This window comes from Streptomyces sp. NPDC056452 (assembly GCF_042796085.1).
Lineage (GTDB): Bacteria > Actinomycetota > Actinomycetes > Streptomycetales > Streptomycetaceae > Streptomyces.
This window is the reverse complement of sequence record NZ_JBHTRI010000009.1, coordinates 169,832-187,863: the sequence shown is the minus strand read 5'-3', so window position 1 is coordinate 187,863 and position 18,032 is coordinate 169,832. Positions and strand designations below refer to the sequence as shown.

Below are 18,032 nucleotides of genomic sequence, written 5' to 3'. Positions count from 1 at the left end.
CGGCCGCGAACGGCCAAACGTCCAGTGTGCCGCATCGGGGGCGTGAGCGGGTGAGTCGTGTGACCGATCAGTCGGGCGCCCTCCGCGCCGGGCCCGACGTGCCGGGCCCGGCGGCTACGGTGTCGCGTCGTCGGCCAGTTCCGCGACACCCGTGATGCGGTGCAGCGGGTAGGTGCGGACCTCGTCGGCCGTGTGGTCGTACGCCGTGACGAAGCCGCCCTCGACCTTGACCGGCGCGATCACGCGCTGGCTGGCCGCGCCGTCCGCGTTGACGTAGCCGATCCAGACGGCGGACCCGGTCATCGCGGCGGCCTGCACCGTGGCGAGGGTCTCGGCGGAGGTGGTGCGGGGGAGGGACCCGGCCGCAGCCGTGTCCGCGGAGTCCTTGTGGACGGCCCTCGCCGCCGAGTCACCGGCCCTGATGGCCCGTACCGCCGCGGTCAGCAGGGTCGCGTCCGGCACCGGCGGCCCCTCGGGCACGGGGGCGGGTGCCGTACGCGGCGGGGTGCGGCGGGCGCCCGCGCGGGTGATCAGGACATCGCCCTCGGCGGATTCGGCGGCCGGGGCGTACCCCATCTCGCGCAGCCCCTCCAGCAACGAGCCCGGATCGGTCTGCGCGGCCAGGACCGTCGGTGCGAGGCGGCGCAGCCGCAGGGTGGCCGAGCGCTTGTCGGCGAGGATCTCGTTCAGCACGGCCTCGTCGTCGCAGCGCACGTACGCGGAGGCGGCGCCGATCCGCAGATGGCCGTGGCGGCGGGCCACGTCGTCGATGAGGTAGCTCAGCGGCTGCGGCACCGGGGTGCGGCTGTGCGTCGCGAGGAAGGCGTGCAGGTCGGACGCGGCCTGGCCGGCGTCCAGGGCGCGGCGTACGGAACCGGGCGTGAAGCGGTAGACCGTCGCACCGCCCTTCGACTCGATGTCCGCGAGGACCGAGAGCATCTCGGCGAGCGGGCGTTCCAGCGGGCCGGGGGCCACGGCCGTCAGGTCGGCCTGGAGCAGCACGTGGTCGAGGGGCTCGGGGATCAGGGGCGCGAGACGGGCGGCGGCCTCGTCCGGGCCCTGTTCGAGCAGCGCCCGTGCCTGGGAGGAGAGCGCTCCGCGGCCGGTGATCCCGAGCAGCTCCGCCTCGTTGACCGTCCACAGGGCGATACGGGAGCGCAGGTCGGAGGTGTCCGAGGGGGCCGGTGCCGCGCCGGACGCGGACGAACGGAGTGGCCGTTCCCAGCGGAGCCGGGCGAGCAGGGTCTGCGGGTCGGGGGCGGTGCCCGGCGGGAGCGAGGAGAACAGGGCCAGCACCCGGTGGCGTACCTGGGGCGCGGCCGAGCGGTCCAGGTCGGGGCCGAGCGTGGAGAGCGCCCGGCCCTTGGCGTCCTGTCCGCCGACCAGTCCGGCGGTGCGGGTGGCGGCGAGCCAGGCGGCGGCGAGGTGGGTCCAGCGGTCCTGGGCGGGGAGCTCGATCCACTCGTCGTACGCGGGCGTCGCCGCGTACCGTTCGTCGGTCTCGCCGTCCGGGGCCAGCAGTCCTGCGGCGTACGCGAGTTCGACCCAGAAGGCGGCGATCGCCTCGGACACGTCGAGTGCGCTCGCGACCCGCTTCAGCTCGCGCACGCTCAGGCCGCCCGCCCGAAGGATGGCCGGACCGCCGTTGTTCCAGAGCTTCAGCAGCTCCTCGATCGTGGACAGGGCCGTGTGCGCCTGGCCGGCCGCCGCTCTGTCCACAGCCTGGGGATCGCGCTCGGCGGCATGGGCGAGGGCCGGGGGCACGGGTTCCGGTACCCGGTGGGCGCGCCCGGCCCGCAGGTGCAGCGCGGCCTCGCGCGGCAGGACCACGGTGCGCGTCGACACGGGCAGCAACAGCCCCCGGTCGCGCAGCCACTGAACGGGCGGGGTGGGATTCGGGGTCACTTCACCGTACGGCGGGCCCCACACCAGCCGGTCCAGCACGGACAGCGCCTCGGCGGGGGCGGTGTCCAGCAGGGTCGCCATCCTGGTCCGGTCCGTGAAGAGGCCGGTCAGCGACGCGACGGCGGAGACCGGGTCGTGGGTGGCGGGCAGTCCGGCCGCGGTCAGGATCTCCTGCAGCCTGCCCGGCGACATACCGGCCGTCGCCTCGGAGACGGTCGGGCCGAGACCGGTGGGGGAGGCGTGCTGCGGTGACGGGGCGAGCAGCTCGCGTGCGGTGCGCACGAGGTGCAGCCGGTCCTCCTCGCCCCAGACGAGGGCCTGTTCGCGCAGGGCTGCGAGGGCGGCAGGCAGCGCGGCGGTGATCGCGGCCCCGGAGTCGGCGCGCCCTTCGCCGTCCCCCTCGCCGTCACCGGTGAGGAGCGCGAGCAGGGTGCCGTACGGAGCCGGGTCAGGCGCCACGGCCAGGGCCTCCGCGGTCTGCAGGGCGAACCGGTCGAGGTGTTCCAGCGCGCGGACGACGGAGGCGCGCGTGCCGGCCCGCGTCGCCAGCTGGGTGATGTCGTTCGGCACGGGGCTGAGCAGGTCGGGGCGGGCACGCAGCAGCCCCGCCAGCGATTCGTCGCCCCGGGCGCGCAGAGCTTCGGCGAGCGTGCGCGGTGGTGTGGTCGTCCCCATCCGTCCCACGGTAGCCCCTGGAACGCTACCGTCGGGGCAGGGCGGGTAGAGGGAGAACGATCGCGTGGGCATCGAGAGCGACCAGCTTGTCTACGACTATCTGAGCCGGGTCGGTGACCTGGCGCAGCAGCAACAGCTGTCATCGGGTGCCCGGATGAGACTCGTCTCGGCACTGCGGGGCGAGATCGACCGGCAGCGCGGGACGGACGGATCGGACTCTCCGGCGGTGGTGCGGCGCATCATCGGCAGGCTCGGCACACCGGCCGAACTGGTCGCAGCGGCAGCCGAGTCGGGCGACGGAGCGGTGTCCCTGCCCTCGCCGCGGGCGGGGTCGGAGCCGGCCGCCGCGGAGCCGCGCGGGATTCCCCGGCCACGACGGGGGCTGCTCCGGAAAGACGCATTGCGCAAGGGCGCGTCGGACGGGCGCGAGGCGCAGGAGGAGGCCGGGGACGAGGGGCCGGTGCCCGGCTGGCCCTCGGCGTCGGCGCCGCACATGACGGGGCTGGCCGAGGCGGGGCCGCCGGGCGGTGAACCCGACTGGTGGCGGATCGAACCGGGACCGTTCGGCGAGGGCACCTCGGTGCCGGGGTTCGTGGGAGGACTGGAGAGCCCGGAACTGCTGCGGCCCCCGAGGCCGGCCCAGGAGGAGGAGCCCGGGGCCGGCGAGGCGGCCGAAGCACCCGGCAAGGCGGCCGAGGAGGCCGCCGCCGTACCCCGTCCGAGGCGCTTTCGGCTCCGCCGCCGCAGGGTGGCCGCGTCCGCTCCCGCCGCTCCGGAGGCCGCCGCCGGGGCGGGAGCGACCCGCTTCGCGCATCCGTTCCTGCTGCTGTCCGCGGCGCTGCTCGTCGCCGGTGCCGTACTGGGGTCCTGGGTGGCCCTCGCGGGCGGCTGGCTGCTCGCGTACAGCTCGCGCAAGCTCTCGCGCACGGAGGCGAAGTGGGTCGCGATGGGGCTGCCGGGTGTGGTGGTGGCCGGGGCCTTCGTCTGGCTGTGGGGGCGCATGGACGGGCGCTGGGGGCAGCCCATCGCGGAGGGGGCGATGAAGGACGCGATGTCGGATGTGTGGCCGGTGGTCGTCCGCACGGCGGCGGTGGCCTCCGCGCTGTACCTGGTGTGGCGGTCCCGGAGGCTGCCGGGCTGAGGTGCGGCGCGGGCCGAGCGCGCCGCACCCGTCGCGGGGCGGCTACTTCGTCAGGTCGGCCCGGAGCTCGTCCAGGATCTTCTCCGCCGCCGTGTAGCCGATGCCCTGGATCCACAGCTGGTCGTCGACCGGGAACACCTTGCCGTTCTTCACGGCGGACATGTTCTTCCACAGGCCGCTGCCGACGGTCTGCGTCTGCTTGGACTTCTTCGCGTCGCCGTATGTCGAGTGGAAGACGGCATCCGCGTCCGCCAGGTCGATCTTCTCCGGGCTGACGTCGTAGGAGAAGCCGTCCTTCGCCCTGTCCGTGATCGCGGGCCGGCCCAGGCCGACATCGGCGAGGATCGTCGCGATGTAGTTCTGCTTGCCGTAGATGCGGATGTCGGCGCCCTCGACGAACCGCACCATGTTGACCTCGGTGTCCGCCGCCTTCGCCGCGCCGCCGAGCGCCCGCGTGACCTCCGCGGTGTGCGCGGTGTAGGCGGCGGTGACCTTCTTCGCCTCGGCCTTCCGGCCCAGCGCGTCCGCGTGGACCTGGAAGTTCGCCTTCCACGGGTAGCCGGTGTTCTCCGTCATCACGGTCGGCGCGATCGCTGCCAGCTCGGCGTACTTGTCACCGTGGCGGATCTTGCTCGTCAGGATCAGATCGGGCTGGAGCGCGGCGATGGCCTCGAGGTTCGGCGTCATCATCTCGCCGACGTCCTTGATGCCGGCGACCTGGTCCTCGGGCAGGTAGTCGAGGAAGCCCGACTCCACGTCCGCGTGCGTGGCGCCGACCGGCTTCACTCCGAGGGTGAGCGCGGAGTCCAGTTCGGCGGTGTCCAGCACGACGACCCGCTTCGGCGCGTCGGGGACATTCACGTCCCCCATCACGGTCTTCACGGTGTGCGTGGACGCCGGCGGGGCGGAGTCCGGGCGGTCGGAGGAGCCGCACGCGGTGAGCGCGAGCGCGGCGGTCACGGCCAGCGGACCGGCCACGAGGCCGCGGCGGGACGGGGAGGTCGTCATAGGAGTGAGGCCTTTCCGGGAGCGGGCAGGGACGGTGACGGGGACCAGGGCGCACCGGGCACGACGAGCGGTGAACCCGTCACCGGGTCCGGGACGATCACCGCCTCCAGCCCGAAGACCTCGCGTACGAGTTCGGCGGTGACGATGTCGCCGGGGCGGCCCTCGGCGACGATCCGGCCGGCCTTCATGGCGACCAGGTGGTCGGCGTAGCGGGCGGCCTGGTTGAGGTCGTGGAGCACGGTGACGACGGTGCGCCCGCGGGTTCCGTCGGCCGCCGGGGCCGCGAGCCGGCGCACGAGGTCCAGGACCTCCACCTGGTGGGCGATGTCGAGGTACGTCGTCGGCTCGTCGAGCAGCAGCAGGTCCGTCTCCTGCGCGAGCGCCATCGCGATCCACACGCGCTGGCGCTGGCCGCCGGACAGCTCGTCCACCGACCGGTCGCCGAGCGCGGAGATGTCCGTGCGCTCCATCGCGTCCGTGACCGCGCGCTCGTCCTCGTCCGACCACTGCTGCCACCACCGCTGGTGCGGCTGGCGGCCACGGGCGACCAGGTCGGAGACAGTGATCGCCTCGGGCGCCACGGGTGTCTGCGGCAGCAGCCCGACCGACTGCGCGATCTTCCTGGTGGGGATCCGGGAGAGCTCCGTGCCGTCCAGGAGCACCGAGCCGCCGGCCGGCTTCAGAAGCCGGCCGAGCGCCCGCAGGGTGGTCGACTTGCCGCAGGCGTTCGGGCCGACGATGACGGTCACCTGCCCGTCGGGAACGGCCAGGTCCAGCTCGTGCACGACGGTGCGGTCCTCGTAGGCGAGGGTCAGTTCACGCGCCGTCAGCCTGCTGGGCACGGCGTCCGTGAGGGGACCGGGGCCGGTCGTGCTCATGCGTTGCCTCCAGTGCGGCCGCCGTGGCCGCGGATGATGAGCCAGATCAGGTACGGGGCGCCGACCGCGGCCGTCAGCACACCCACCGGAAGTTCGGTGGGGGAGAAGAGCCTGCGCGCCAGGAGGTCGGCGAGGACGACGACCACGGCGCCGAGGAGCGCGGAGCACAGCAGCGGGATCTGCGCCGTACGGGTCATGCGGCGGGCGATCTGCGGGGCGAGGAGCGCGACGAAGTCGACCGGCCCCGCCGTTCCCGTCGCCACGGACGCCAGGACCACCCCGAGGGCGACGAGCCCGAGCCGCACGCGGCCGAGCCGTACGCCGAGCGCGGTCGCGGTGTCGTCGTCCATCGAGACGCTGCGCTGCGCCCGCGCCGCCCACAGCACGGCGGGCAGCAGGACCAGCAGCGTCCAGCCGATCGGGGCGGCCTCGTTCCAGCCGCGGCCGTTGAGGGAACCCGTCATCCAGATCTGTGCCTGCTGGGCGACCAGGTAGTCGCCCTTCGTCAGGAACAGGGTGGTCACCGACCGCAGGGCGATCGCGAAGCCGATGCCGATGAGGACGAAGCGGGTCGCGTGCAGCCCGCCCCGCCAGGCGAACACGTACACGAGCGCCGCCGCTGCGACCCCGCCGATGACGGAGAGGTACGGCAGCACGGTGTACGAGGTGACGCCGAAGGTCATCGCGCCGACCGTGAGCGCGCTCGCGCCCTGGCTGATGCCGATGATGTCGGGGCTCGCGAGCGGGTTGCGGGCGACCGTCTGGATCAGGGCCCCAGCGATGCCGAAGGCCGCGCCGACGAGCAGGCCGACCACCATGCGGGGCAGCCGCAGGGTGCCCACGACCAGTTCGTCGGGCGACGGCTGTCCCAGGACGACCTTCACGACCTCCGCGGGTGCCACGAAGCTCTCGCCGACGCAGAGGTAGGCGACACAGACCGCTGCCAACAGCACGGCGAGAGCCGCCGCGACGGTCGCGGCCCGCCGGTGGAGCAGGAAGCGGGCGCGCTTCCCGGCCCGTACGACGCTGTAGCCCGCGGGCCGGACCCCGGCAGGTACGGGCACTGCCGTGTCCGCGCTCATGCGGGCACCGCCTTCCGGCGTACGAGGGTGACCAGGAACGGCACACCGATCAGTGCCGTCATCACACCGGCGGGGACCTCGCCCGGTGGGAGGACGATCCGGCCGATGACGTCGGACACGAGGAGCATCACGGGGCCGATGAGGGCCGCCATCGGCAGCACCCACCGGTGGTCGCCGCCGACGATCGCGCGGGCGATGTGCGGAACGGCGAGGCCGACGAACGCGATCGGCCCGGCCGCGGCGACCCCGGCGCCGGTGAGGACGGTGGCGCCGATGCCGCCGACGATCCGTACGGTCGCGACGTTCTGCCCCAGGCCCTTGGCGACGTCCTCGCCCAGTGCCAGCGCGTCGAGTCCGCGTGCCACCGACAGGACGAGCGCCACACCGAGCAGCAGGAACGGCCAGATCTGCTGGGCGACCTGGGCCTCCCGGCCGGCGATCGAGCCGACCTGCCAGAAGCGGAACTCGTCCAGGGCGGACGCCTCGGTGGTGAGCACCGCCATGGTCACCGAAACCAGCAGCGCGTTGATCGCCGCACCGCCCAGCGCGAGTTTCACCGGCGTCGCACCGCCGCGTCCCCTGGAGGCGATGGCGTACACGGCGACGGACGCGACGGCGGCGCCCGCGAACGCGAACCACACGTACCCGGTGAGGGTGTGGATCCCGGCGTACGCGATCGCCAGCACGACGGCCACCGAGGCGCCCTGGCTGATGCCGAGGATGCCGGGGTCGGCGATGGGGTTACGGGTGATGCCCTGGAGTGCCGTGCCCGCGACGGCCAGCGCGGCACCGACCATCAGCCCGATCAGGGTGCGGGGCACCCGCATCTGGCGGATGACCTCGGCGGCGTCGGAGTGGCCGCCGTGCAGCAGGGCGTCGAGGACCGCGGTCGGCGCGATGGTCCGCGCCCCCACGGCAAGGCTGAGCAGCACGGCCAGCAGCAGGGCGACGACGGCTGCCGCCGTGGCGCATGCGCGTCTGGACAGGCGTGGTGCGGCGGCTGGCATCGGGACCAATCGGGGGTGCGGCGGGGGAACGGCAGGGGTGCGGCGAGGCAGCGGCAGGGGTGCGGCCCGGGAGGAGAAAGCGGACAAAGGGAGGTAAGGCTTGGCTAAGTCTAAGCACCGCCGGGATCGGGCGGCCCGGCCCCCTCGGCACAATGGCCTCATGCCCTCACACGCCCCGACGGTCGGCTTCGACCTCGATATGACGCTCATCGACTCCCGCCCCGGCATCAAGGCCAACTACCTGGCCCTCTCGGCAGAGACCGGGGTCCCCATAGACGCCGATCTGGTGGTGAGCCGGCTCGGCCCGCCCGTGGAGGACGAACTCGCGAACTGGTTCCCGGCCGATGCGGTCGCCGCGACGGCCGACCGGTACCGCGAGATCTATCCGCAGCACGCGATCACGCCGACGTTCGCCCTGCCCGGCGCGCGGGAGGCCATCGAGGCGGTGCAGGCGCTCGGCGGACGGGCGATCGTCGTCACCGCCAAGTACGAACCGAGCGCCAAACTGCACCTGGCCCACCTGGGGATCGCACCGGACGCGGTGATCGGCCGGCTCTGGGCCGAGGCCAAGGCGGAGGCGCTGGTGGAGCACGGGGCGCACATCTACGTCGGCGACCACACCGGTGACGTACGCGGGGCGCGCGCCGCGAACGCCCTGGCGGTCGGCGTCACCACCGGCCCGTGCGACGCGGAGGAGCTGCGCAGGGCGGGCGCCGACGTGATCCTGCCAAATCTCACCGAGTTCCCGGCCTGGCTGCGGACCTACGCGGAACGCGCCTGACGGGCCCCGCTAGCGGGCGGCGGCGCGCTTCGGCGCGTTCTTCCACACCGACCGGACCACCCCCGCCGCGGCGATCAGGAAGCCCAGTCCCATCAGCATGCACACGGCATAAGCGACAGAGGGGAACGGATCGGTGCCCAGGAACAGCGGGGCCACAGTGACCAGCGTGGCCAGTGCGCCGATGAAGAAGACGATCGCGCCGACCTGTACGAGCCGGTCGCCTGCGCCGGAAGGAGTAGTACTCACCCGGCCAGGGTAGTTCCCAGCTCGGCGGAACCATTCGGCGACGTCTTGTCTCCGGCTCCTGGGCCATTAGCCTTGGACCCGGCGGGTCATGGAGACCCGCTGTACTGCTATCCGGAGCCGTTTCACGGCTCTCCCGCACACCGACGAGTACGAGGACGAGGACAGACGTGCCCACGGGTAAGGTCAAATGGTTCAATTCGGAAAAGGGCTTCGGCTTTCTTTCGCGCGACGACGGCGACGACGTCTTCGTCCACTCGTCAGTACTCCCGGACGGCGTCGATGCCCTCAAGCCGGGTCAGCGCGTCGAGTTCGGCGTGGTCGCCGGCCAGCGCGGTGACCAGGCCCTCTCCGTCGTGATCCTTGACCCCACCCCGTCCGTCGCGGCCGCACAGCGGCGCAAGCCGGACGAGCTGGCGTCGATCGTGCAGGACCTGACGACCCTGCTGGAGAACATCACGCCGAGCCTGGAGCGGGGCCGCTACCCGGACAAGGCCGCGGGCGCACAGATCGCGGGCCTGCTGCGGGCGGTGGCCGACCAGCTCGACGTCTGAGCGGACACGGACGGAAGAGCCGCGCCGCCCGTTGTCGTCAACGGGCGGCGAACGCCAGCGCGTCCGGGGCCAGCGGCGGTACGAGACCCTCCGCCGCCGCCCGGGTCAGCAGCCCGCGGATCGCCGCGTAGCCGCTCTCGCCGAGGTCGGCGGTGAACTCGTTGACGTAGAGCCCGATGTGCTGGTCCGCCACGGCCGGGTCCATCTCCTGGGCGTGCTCCAGGACATAGGGACGCGACCGCTCCGGGTCGTCCCAGGCCATCCGCACCGACGTGCGGATCGCGTCCGCCAGCTCCTGGAGCGCCCGCTCGCCCAGCGAACGCTTGGCGATGATCGCGCCGAGCGGGATCGGCAGACCGGTGGTCGACTCCCAGTGCTCGCCCATGTCCGCCAGGCTGTGGAGGCCGTAGTTCCGGTACGTGAAACGGGCCTCGTGGATCACGAGCCCGGCGTCCACCCGGCCGTCGCGCACCGCGGGCATGATCTCGTCGAACGGCAGCACGACGATCTCGCCCACGCCGCCCGGCACCACCTCCGCCGCCCAGAGCCTGAACAGCAGGTACGCGGTGGAGCGCTCGCTCGGGACGGCGACGGTCTTCCCGGTCAGGTCGGTGCCCGGCTCCTTCGTGAGGACGAGCGGTCCGCAGCCGCGCCCCAGCGCACCGCCGCACGGCAGCAGCGCGTACTCGTCGAGCACCCACGGCAGGACGGCGTACGAGACCTTCAGGACGTCCAGTTCGCCGCGCTCGGCCATGCCGTTGGTGAGGTCGATGTCGGCGAAGGTGACATCGAGGGCGGGCGCGCCGGGGACCCTTCCGTGCGCCCAGGCGTCGAAGACGAAGGTGTCGTTCGGGCACGGCGAGAAGGCGATGCGCAGCTTCGAGGGCTGCGCCCCGCCGGCGGGGTCAGTCACGGATTCGGTCACGTCGGTCATGGTGGGTCCAACCTTCCACTACGGGTGCGAGCTTCCCGAACGCCCCGGTGAGCGCGGCCAGGGCCTCGCCGATGCGCCAGGCGTCCCGGTCGCGCGGTCCCACGGTGTTCGAGACGGCCCGGAGTTCGAGCACGGGAACGCCGATCCTGTCGGCCGCTTCCGCGACACCGAAGCCCTCCATGGCCTCGGCGACGGCTCCGGGATGTGCGGCCAGCAGCGCGGCGGTGCGGGCCGCGCTGCCGGTCACGGTGGAGACGGTGAGCACGGGGCCCGGGACGGCGCCGGTGGCGGCCGCGACCTCCCGCACGAGGGTGTCGGGCGGCAGGAGGACGTCCCTGCCGAAGCCGAGACCGGTGACGGGCACGAAGCCGTCCGGGGTCTCGGCGCCCAGATCGGCGGCGACGATTCCGGTCGCAACGACGAGGGAGCCGACCGGGGCGGCGGGAGCGAAGCCGCCGCCGATGCCCGCCGATACGACGAGACCGTACGGCTCGGGCGCGGCGGCCAGGGCGAAGGCCGCGGCGGCTGCCGCGGCGGCCGGACCGACACCGCCCGCCAGGACGTCGAAAGGACCGGCGCGGTGCACCTCGGCGCCCGGCACCTCACCTACCTGTGCCGGACCCCCGAACGCGCGCGTGACCGCGTCCCGTTCGGCAGGGACAGCGGTCACGACAAGCACCCGCACAGCGGTGGTCCTCGGAGATCCAGGGGGGTTCAGGAAGTCTTCTTGAGCTGGAAGTGCCAGACGCCCGTGAGCTTCTGACCCTTCGCCTCCACGATGCTGATCTGCGTCTTGTCCGACGGCGTCTCGCCCGTCTGGCTGGCGAAGAACGCGCTGCCCGGGATGGACCGGTAGGTCTTCTTGTACGGCTCCTGCTCGGCCTGCTGGCCGTTGATGAACAGGGTCCAGCCGACGTCCGCGATCTCGGGGTCGACGCCGAAGCGGACCTTGTCGTCCATCGCGACCTTGACGGACTTCTCCGCCTTCTTGTTGAGGCAGCCCTGGATCTCGGACTCCTTGAGGGGCTTGCCGTCGTTGTAGCAGGCCGCCTCGGTGCTCACCGAGTTGTCGCCGACCGTCACGGTGGCGAGCGGCGTCGGCTTGTCGCAGGCGGACAGGACAAGGAGTCCCGCGGACACGGCACCAAGAGCGACGCCGATTCGACGGCCCTTACCTGAGAAGAACGCAACGGTCATGGGCCGAAGGCTATCGGTCGCCCCGGCTCACGCCACGCGGGGGTGCGGCGAGCCGCGCCGCGCGGCACCCAGGAGACCCCGTACGGAGGCGCCGGCGCCGAGGGCGAGGATGCCGGCCGCGACGGACATGCCGAGTACTCCGTTGAGGGGGAGTGCGATACCGATGGCGCCGCCGACCACCCAGGCCATCTGGAGCAGGGTCTCGGACCGGGCGAACGCCGACGTACGCACCTCCTCCGGAACGTCACGCTGGATCATGGCGTCCAGTGACAGCTTCGACAGCGCCTGGGTGAATCCGGCGACCGCTCCGAGCGCGGCGACCATCAGGGTGCTGAAGAACACCGCGGCGAGCACGGCGACTCCGAGGGCCAGCCCCAGCACGGTCGCGACGATCACCTCGGGTCCGCGTGCCTTGAGCCAGGAGCCCACCGCCGTACCGAAGGCGTTGCCGGTACCGGCCGCCACGCCGACGATGCCGAGCGACACGGCGGCGCTCTGCCCGGCGAGCGGGTGCTCGCGCAGGAGGAACGCCAGGAAGAAGATCAGGAAGCCGGAGAGCGCGCGGTGCGAGGCGTTCGCCTGGAGGCCGTGCAGGACGGACGGCCCGACGGACCGCAGCCCCGGGGGTTTTCCCTTCTTGGCCCCGCCCTTCGTGCTGCCGTTCTTCCTGGTGCTCCCCCCCGGGCGCGGGTCGGCCGGGCGCTCCTCGCCGTGCGGGACGACGAGGCGGGCCTTGCGCTCGCCCTTCGCCGAGTCGACCTTGTGCGGGAGGGTGAAAGCGAGGACGGTCCCGCCGATGAAGATCGTGCAGGCGCCGTAGAGCGGCCACGCGGATCCGATGCTCTGGAGGCCCGCTCCGATCGGGGCCGCCACGCCCGTGGCCAGCAGACCGGCGAGGGTGACTCGGGAATTGGCCTTCACCAGCGAGAAACGGGGTGGCAGCAGCCGGGGCACGACGGCGCTGCGCACGACTCCGTACGCCTTCGAGCAGACCAGGACGCCCAGTGCCGCGGGATAGAGCTCCAGGCCGCCCGTCGCGACGGCGCCGGACATCGTCAGCGCGAGCACCGCCCTGGCGAACATCGCGCCGGCCATCGCCGCGCGGCGGCCGTGCGGAAGCCGGTCCAGGAGCGGACCGATCACCGGGGCGAGCAGGGTGAAGGGAAGCATCGTGACGGCGAGGTAGAGGGCGACCCGGCCGCGTGCCTCGTCCGTGGGAACGGAGAAGAACACCGTGGAGGCGAGCGCGATGGTGATCATCACGTCGCCCGCGCCGTTGACCGCGTGCAGCTCGATCAGCTTGCCGAGACCGGACTCCCCGGCTCCGTGGGCGTGCGTCGCCTTCCGGATTCCCTTGGCGGTACCGGTGAACGGGGTGTGCAGGGCATGACCCACCACCCGGCCCGCCTTGCGGAGCGGACCGGACCCGTCGGACGACCTGGCGGCAGCCACTTGGCCATAGTGCCCCACCCCCCGGCGTTGCGAACCATGATCGGGCGGGGGCGCGGCGCGGGACGCCCTGTCGGGTGAGTGGTCCACGAGATGCCCGGAGAGAAATTCTGGCCGGGAGTCGCGGTCGATCCGTGCCGGATTCGCACGGGTTCTGTCCCTCTCCGCCCCTGCTCAGCTGTGGATCCGGTGCTGTTTGGGGTGGGCAGGTGGGCTCGGGGCGGCGGAGAGGGTAGCGTGCGTAACGCGCCACCGGCGGTTGTTCTTGGCCGCGCGCCTCTCCGCGATCCCGCAGAATGGGTGGCAGAAGGCGCGCCCGAGGCAGGCACAACGGGTGTGGACGTCGACGCGGCCCCCAGGTCCGCTCCGCCCACAACTGTCATGGCCGAAATCGGACATCGATGGAGCTGCTGGCGCGCTCGAGACGGCGTATGGAGAGAAGCGAGACCTGTGAGTGCTGCGACGACGCGAAGCCGTACGGCCCGTACCCCCGCCCCTGACCGTCTGTGCGCCGAGGCGGTAGACCTCGCCCGCACCGCGGCCGAGGAGGCCGCCGCGCCCGGAGTGGTCGGTGAACACGTGGCCCTGGTCTCCGAAGGGGACCGGGTCGTCACGCACTACTTCGAGTGCAAGGAACCCGGCTACCGGGGCTGGCGCTGGGCGGTGACGGTCGCCAGGGCTTCCCGGGCCAAGAACGTCACCCTTGACGAAACGGTGCTGCTGCCGGGCTCCGACGCGCTGCTGGCCCCCGAGTGGGTGCCGTGGAGCGAGCGGCTGAGGCCCGGCGACATGGGCCCCGGCGACCTGCTGCCGACCGAGGCGGAGGACCCGCGCCTGGAGCCGGGTTACACCGGCGAGGACGAGCCCCTGCCGAACTCCCCGGTCTCCGACGTGTCCCAGGAGCTGGCGGCCCTGGTCGACGCGGAGGACGCGGAGCTGATGACGCGTCCCGGGGGGACGAGCCGCGGCTCGATCGCCTCGGTCGCGGAGGAGCTCGGCACGCGGCGGGCGCGGGTGCTGTCCCGGTACGGGCTGCGGATGGCGGCCGACCGGTGGGACGAGGAGTTCGGCGCGAAGACACCGATGGCGCAGGCCGCGCCGGCGTCCTGTGTCACGTGTGCGTTCCTCGTTCCGATGACGGGTTCTCTGCGGCAGGCCTTCGGGGCGTGCGCCAACGAGTTCGCTCCGGCCGACGGCCGGGTGGTCTCGCTGTCGTACGGCTGCGGAGGGCACTCCGAGGCCGCGGTGATGCCGAAGCCGCCGAAGCCGGCGCCGCACGCGCTGGACACGCTGCAGGTGGACGACTACCCGCTGCGTCCGGCGGACGACACCGGCTCGGTCCCGGCCCAGGCGGACGGCCCCACGGAGGATCTGGGCCACTCCTGACGCTCCTGGCCGCTGGGGGGCCCGGGCTTGCGGTGCCCGGGCGCCGCGCGGTCCGGGGTGCGCCGGTCACTGCTTTGTCCTCAAGCGCCGGACGGGCTTGATCGGCTGTCCTGTTCCGGGGCGTCGGGTTCTCCGGCTGCAGGGTTCCGTCCTCGAGCGCCGGACGGGCTTGATCGGCTGTCCTGTTCCGGGGCGTCGGGTTCTCCGGCTGTGGGGTTTCGTCCCCAAGCGCCGGACGGGCTTGATCGGCTGGCCTGTTCCGGGGCGTCGGGTTCTCCGGCTGTGGGGTTTCGTCCTCAAGCGCCGGACGGGCTTGATATGGCCGGGCTTGGTGTGGGCGGGTTGGCTTGATGTGGGTGTCGGGTTCTCCGGCTTGAATGTGACGTCCGGGCTGCGTATTTCAGCCTGTCCGGCGCTTGAGGACGGACGCCCCGCTCCGGGGCGGGGCCGGGCGGCCGGTGCGCTCAGGTGGGCACACGCGGCCGGTCCCGTGCTGGGGGACGGAACCCTTGCCCGTGGAGGCGGCTCCGCTCGCGGTACCTTCGGGCGCACACTGGGCGTCACGGGTCACCGGAAGAGCGGAGTTACGAGCGTGGGCATGAATGCGACCGAGGGGGCCGATCCGTTCGGGACGGCACGGCTGCGGCGCGGCGTGCTCGACGCCTGGGGGGCGGGCCCCGCCCGTTTCCGGGAGGACGCCAACGCCGAGGAGGACCTCGTCCTCGGCGGCTACCGCGACCGCCTCGTCATCGAGCTGGCCCAGAACGCCGCCGACGCCGCCGCCCGCGCGGGCGTGCCCGGCCGGCTCCGCCTCACCCTGCACGAGGCCGGTGACACCCCTGCCGTCCTGGCCGCCGCCAACACCGGCGCGCCGCTGGACGCGACCGGCGTCGAGTCCCTGAGCACGCTGCGGGCCTCCGCCAAGCGTGAGGGCCACGAGTCGTCCGTCGGGCGGTTCGGTGTCGGGTTCGCGGCCGTGCTCGCCGTCAGCGACGAGCCCGCGGTCATCGGCCGGCACGGCGGCGTCCGCTGGTCCCTCGCCGAGGCCCGCGACCTCGCCCGACAGGCCGCCGTGGGCAGCCCCGGCCTCGGCGACGAGCTGCGCCGCCGCGACGGCCACGTACCGCTGCTCCGGCTGCCGCTGCCCGCCGAGGGCGCCGCACCCGACGGGTACGACACCGTCGTCGTGCTGCCGCTGCGCGACGGCGTCGCCGAGGACCTCGTCGCACGGCTGCTCACCGGCGTCGACGACGCGCTCCTGCTCACGCTCTCCGGACTCGACGAGATCGTCATCGAAGTCCCGGACGGCGTACGGACGTTGCGCCGCTCGCAGCACGGCCCGTACACCCACATCGACGACTCCGCGCACGGCACCCACCGCTGGCGCACCGTCGCCCGCCACGGCCCGGTCGAGCCCGCCCTGCTCGCCGACCGCCCCGTCGAGGAGCGGCTGCGCCCGCACTGGTCGGTCACCTGGGCGGTGCCGGTCGGTGAGGACGGGGCGCCCGAGAACCCCCGTACCGCCCCCGTCGTGCACGCGCCGACGCCCACCGACGAGCCCCTCGGTGTGCCCGCGCTGCTCATCGCCTCGCTGCCGCTCGACACCACCCGCAGGCACCCCGCGCCCGGTCCGCTGACCGACTTCCTGGTGCAGCGCGCGGCCGACGCGTACGCGGAACTGCTCGCCGCGTGGGAGCCCGTGTCGATCACCACGATCGCGCTCGTGCCCGGGCCGCTCGGCAAGGGCCGGCTGGACGGTGCGCTGCGGGCCGCGATCCTGGAGCGGCTGCCCCGGATCGCGTTCCTGGAGGCCGCCGCGCCCCGGGACCCGGCCGCCGAGCCCGACCGGTGGGCGGACTGGGAGGCCGCCGGTACGGATGCGCCCGGCAGGGCGACGACCGCGCTGCGGCCCATCGAGGCCGAGGTGGTCGAAGGGGTGGGTGCCGAGACCGTGAAGGTCCTCGCCGAGGTGCTGCCCTGTCTGCTGCCCGCAGGGCTCGAGCGCCGCGTCGAGCTCCGTACGCTCGGCGTCGCCCGTGTCCCGCTGACCGAGGCCATCGACCGCCTGGCAGGGCTGGAGCGCGCCCCGGACTGGTGGCGGCGGCTGTACGACAGCCTGGCCGGGGTCGACCCCGACCGGCTCACCGGTCTTCCGGTACCGCTCGCCGGGGAGGGTTCGACCGATGAGGCGCCCCGCACGACCATCGGCCCCCGCCAGGTACTCCTCCCGCTCCCCGACGCGCTGACCGCCCCCGTCCTCGCCCGGCTGGCCAGGCTCGGGCTGAAGGTCGCCCACCCGGACGCGGCCCATCCGCTGCTGGAGAAGCTGGGCGCCCTGCCCGCCACCCCCCGAGCCGTCCTGACGACCCCGCAGGTGCGGGCCGCCGTGGCCGGCTCGCTGGACGCGGGCGAGATCTGGGACGAGGACGCCCTGGACGGCGACGAGCTCGCCGAGACCGTCCTCACGCTCGTGCGCGACGCGGACCTCGAACCCGGCGACGAGCCGTGGCTGGGGGCTCTCGCCCTGCCCGACGAGGACGGCGAGACCGCGCCCGCCGGTGAGCTCGTGCTGCCCGGCAGCCCGTTCGCCCAGGTCATGCGCGAGGGCGAACTGGCCCTGTGCGACGGGGAGCTGGCCGAACGCTGGGGCGAACAGCCCCTCACGGCCTGCGGGGTGCTGGCCACCTTCGCCCTCGTGCGGGCCGCCGATGTCGTCCTGGACCCCGACGAACTCGAGCCCCGCGACAGCGACTTCGCGGAGCCGGACGACGCCGGGCTCCTCGACGCCGTCGACGTGTGGTGCGAGGACGTCCTGGACCAGCTGCCCGACACCCCGGTGCCGCCCGTCGCCACCGAACTCGTCGCCGTACGCGACCTGGACCTCGTGGACGACGACGCCTGGCCGCAGGCGCTCGCGATGCTCGCCCGGCCGCCGCTGCGCGACGCGCTGACCCAGCCGGTGCGCGTTCTGCTCCCGGACGGTACGACGCAGTCCGTGCGCCCCTACACCGCCTGGTGGCTGCGCGACCACCCGGTGCTCGACGGCCGCCGTCCGGCGGGTCTGCGCGCGGCGGGCGGCGACCCGCGCCTCGCGGGCCTGTACGACTCCGTCGACGCGACGGGCTTCGACGACGCGCAGGTGCTGCGTGCACTGGGCGTACGGACCTCGGTAGCCGCGCTCCTGGACGAGCCGGGCGGTGCGGCCGAGCTGCTGGGCCGGCTCGCGGACGAGGAGCGTCCCGTCGGCCCCGTCCAGCTGCACTCCCTCTACACGGCACTCGCCGAGCTGGACCCCGAACAGGTCACCCTGCCCGACGAGTTGAGGGCCGTCGTCGACGACGAGGTACGGGTGGTCGACGCGGCGGACGCCGTGATCGCCGACGCGCCCGATGTGCTGCCGCTGACCGCGGGGCTCCCGCTGCTGCCGGTTGCTCCGGCCCGTGCGGCCGAGCTGGCGGAGCTGCTGCAGGTGCGACGGCTCGGCGAGAGCATCGAGGCGGAGGTGACGACGAAGGGCGAGGAGCACCAGGTGCCCGAGTCGGTGCGGATCCTGCTCGGTGCGGGGACCCCGGACACGTACATCGAGCACGGTGAACTGCGCGCGGGCGGCGTCGAGCTGGACTGGCGCCGCACCCCGGACGGGGTGGTCCACGCCTCGACGGTGGAGGGCGTGGCGGCCGGTCTCGCCTGGGCGGCCGGTCAGTGGCCGCGCCGCTTCGAGGTGGCCGCGCTGCTGGAGGACCCCTCCCGCACGGAGGAGCTGGCCCGGGACCGCTGGTTCGACTGACCGGC

15 protein-coding genes are annotated in these 18,032 nt (G+C 73.5%); 5 read left to right on the top strand and 10 right to left on the bottom strand.

The window, feature by feature from the left end:
• Positions 1-114: 114 nt before the first annotated feature.
• Positions 115-2,580 (bottom strand): helicase-associated domain-containing protein, encoded by a 2,466-nt coding sequence (locus ACFQ6X_RS12025; RefSeq protein ID WP_383179785.1) that lies wholly within the window; start codon positions 2,578-2,580, stop codon positions 115-117.
• 64 nt (positions 2,581-2,644) lie between these two features.
• On the opposite strand from ACFQ6X_RS12025, the gene ACFQ6X_RS12020 reads away from it, so the two are divergent.
• Entirely contained in the window at positions 2,645-3,721 is a 1,077-nt protein-coding gene (locus ACFQ6X_RS12020; protein WP_383179782.1) for a hypothetical protein, read from the top strand.
• 42 nt (positions 3,722-3,763) lie between these two features.
• Here the strand turns inward: ACFQ6X_RS12020 and ACFQ6X_RS12015 are convergent, their stop codons facing one another.
• From ACFQ6X_RS12015 to ACFQ6X_RS12000, 4 genes are read right to left on the bottom strand one after another with little or no spacing between them, the layout of a single operon-like run.
• Entirely contained in the window at positions 3,764-4,729 is a 966-nt protein-coding gene (locus tag ACFQ6X_RS12015) for an ABC transporter substrate-binding protein (protein ID WP_383179779.1), read from the bottom strand.
• Positions 4,726-5,607, bottom strand: a complete 882-nt coding sequence (locus tag ACFQ6X_RS12010) for an ABC transporter ATP-binding protein (RefSeq protein WP_383179776.1) — start codon at positions 5,605-5,607, stop codon at positions 4,726-4,728. Before ACFQ6X_RS12010 ends, ACFQ6X_RS12015 begins: the two co-directional genes overlap by 4 nt.
• Positions 5,604-6,689 (bottom strand): FecCD family ABC transporter permease, encoded by a 1,086-nt coding sequence (locus ACFQ6X_RS12005; protein ID WP_383179772.1) that lies wholly within the window; start codon positions 6,687-6,689, stop codon positions 5,604-5,606. Before ACFQ6X_RS12005 ends, ACFQ6X_RS12010 begins: the two co-directional genes overlap by 4 nt.
• Positions 6,686-7,696 (bottom strand): FecCD family ABC transporter permease, encoded by a 1,011-nt coding sequence (locus ACFQ6X_RS12000; protein WP_383179769.1) that lies wholly within the window; start codon positions 7,694-7,696, stop codon positions 6,686-6,688. Before ACFQ6X_RS12000 ends, ACFQ6X_RS12005 begins: the two co-directional genes overlap by 4 nt.
• Before the next feature lie 160 nt (positions 7,697-7,856).
• On the opposite strand from ACFQ6X_RS12000, the gene ACFQ6X_RS11995 reads away from it, so the two are divergent.
• Positions 7,857-8,477, top strand: coding sequence for an HAD family hydrolase (locus ACFQ6X_RS11995; protein WP_383179766.1), 621 nt, complete (start codon positions 7,857-7,859; stop codon positions 8,475-8,477).
• 9 nt (positions 8,478-8,486) lie between these two features.
• Here the strand turns inward: ACFQ6X_RS11995 and ACFQ6X_RS11990 are convergent, their stop codons facing one another.
• Complete coding sequence (locus tag ACFQ6X_RS11990; protein ID WP_351165523.1) at positions 8,487-8,723, bottom strand: hypothetical protein; 237 nt, start codon at positions 8,721-8,723, stop codon at positions 8,487-8,489.
• A 167-nt stretch (positions 8,724-8,890) separates the two neighbouring features.
• Here ACFQ6X_RS11990 and ACFQ6X_RS11985 point away from each other — a divergent pair, with 167 nt between their 5' ends.
• A complete protein-coding gene (locus ACFQ6X_RS11985; RefSeq protein WP_329208578.1) occupies positions 8,891-9,274 on the top strand; it encodes a cold-shock protein in 384 nt (127 codons plus the stop codon).
• Positions 9,275-9,311: 37 nt separating this feature from the next.
• Here the strand turns inward: ACFQ6X_RS11985 and ACFQ6X_RS11980 are convergent, their stop codons facing one another.
• From ACFQ6X_RS11980 to ACFQ6X_RS11965, 4 genes are read right to left on the bottom strand one after another with little or no spacing between them, the layout of a single operon-like run.
• Positions 9,312-10,208, bottom strand: a complete 897-nt coding sequence (locus ACFQ6X_RS11980; protein WP_383179761.1) for a 1,4-dihydroxy-6-naphthoate synthase — start codon at positions 10,206-10,208, stop codon at positions 9,312-9,314.
• Positions 10,180-10,893, bottom strand: coding sequence for a futalosine hydrolase (locus tag ACFQ6X_RS11975; protein WP_383179758.1), 714 nt, complete (start codon positions 10,891-10,893; stop codon positions 10,180-10,182). Before ACFQ6X_RS11975 ends, ACFQ6X_RS11980 begins: the two co-directional genes overlap by 29 nt.
• A 29-nt stretch (positions 10,894-10,922) precedes the next feature.
• On the bottom strand, positions 10,923-11,405 hold the full coding sequence (locus ACFQ6X_RS11970; protein ID WP_329208575.1) for a DUF2771 domain-containing protein: 483 nt from the start codon (positions 11,403-11,405) through the stop codon (positions 10,923-10,925).
• Between the two features lie 27 nt (positions 11,406-11,432).
• Positions 11,433-12,857: an MFS transporter gene (locus ACFQ6X_RS11965; RefSeq protein WP_383179754.1), complete on the bottom strand. Its 1,425-nt coding sequence runs from the start codon at positions 12,855-12,857 to the stop codon at positions 11,433-11,435.
• A 447-nt stretch (positions 12,858-13,304) separates the two neighbouring features.
• Here ACFQ6X_RS11965 and ACFQ6X_RS11960 point away from each other — a divergent pair, with 447 nt between their 5' ends.
• Entirely contained in the window at positions 13,305-14,240 is a 936-nt protein-coding gene (locus ACFQ6X_RS11960; RefSeq protein ID WP_383179751.1) for a DUF3027 domain-containing protein, read from the top strand.
• A 598-nt stretch (positions 14,241-14,838) separates the two neighbouring features.
• Complete coding sequence (locus ACFQ6X_RS11955; protein WP_383179749.1) at positions 14,839-18,027, top strand: sacsin N-terminal ATP-binding-like domain-containing protein; 3,189 nt, start codon at positions 14,839-14,841, stop codon at positions 18,025-18,027.
• The last annotated feature ends 5 nt before the right edge of the window (positions 18,028-18,032 follow it).

Excerpts from the sequence above, each read along its gene's own strand:
- ACFQ6X_RS12025 (WP_383179785.1), bottom strand. The coding sequence starts at position 2,580 with ATGGGGACGACCACACCACCGCGCACGCTCGCCGAAGCTCTGCGCGCC.
- ACFQ6X_RS12015 (WP_383179779.1), bottom strand. The coding sequence starts at position 4,729 with ATGACGACCTCCCCGTCCCGCCGCGGCCTCGTGGCCGGTCCGCTGGCC.
- ACFQ6X_RS12010 (WP_383179776.1), bottom strand. The coding sequence starts at position 5,607 with ATGAGCACGACCGGCCCCGGTCCCCTCACGGACGCCGTGCCCAGCAGG.
- ACFQ6X_RS12005 (WP_383179772.1), bottom strand. The coding sequence starts at position 6,689 with ATGAGCGCGGACACGGCAGTGCCCGTACCTGCCGGGGTCCGGCCCGCG.
- ACFQ6X_RS12000 (WP_383179769.1), bottom strand. The coding sequence starts at position 7,696 with ATGCCAGCCGCCGCACCACGCCTGTCCAGACGCGCATGCGCCACGGCG.
- ACFQ6X_RS11995 (WP_383179766.1), top strand. The coding sequence starts at position 7,857 with ATGCCCTCACACGCCCCGACGGTCGGCTTCGACCTCGATATGACGCTC.
- ACFQ6X_RS11980 (WP_383179761.1), bottom strand. The coding sequence starts at position 10,208 with ATGACCGACGTGACCGAATCCGTGACTGACCCCGCCGGCGGGGCGCAG.
- ACFQ6X_RS11970 (WP_329208575.1), bottom strand. The coding sequence starts at position 11,405 with ATGACCGTTGCGTTCTTCTCAGGTAAGGGCCGTCGAATCGGCGTCGCT.
- ACFQ6X_RS11955 (WP_383179749.1), top strand. The coding sequence starts at position 14,839 with ATGAATGCGACCGAGGGGGCCGATCCGTTCGGGACGGCACGGCTGCGG.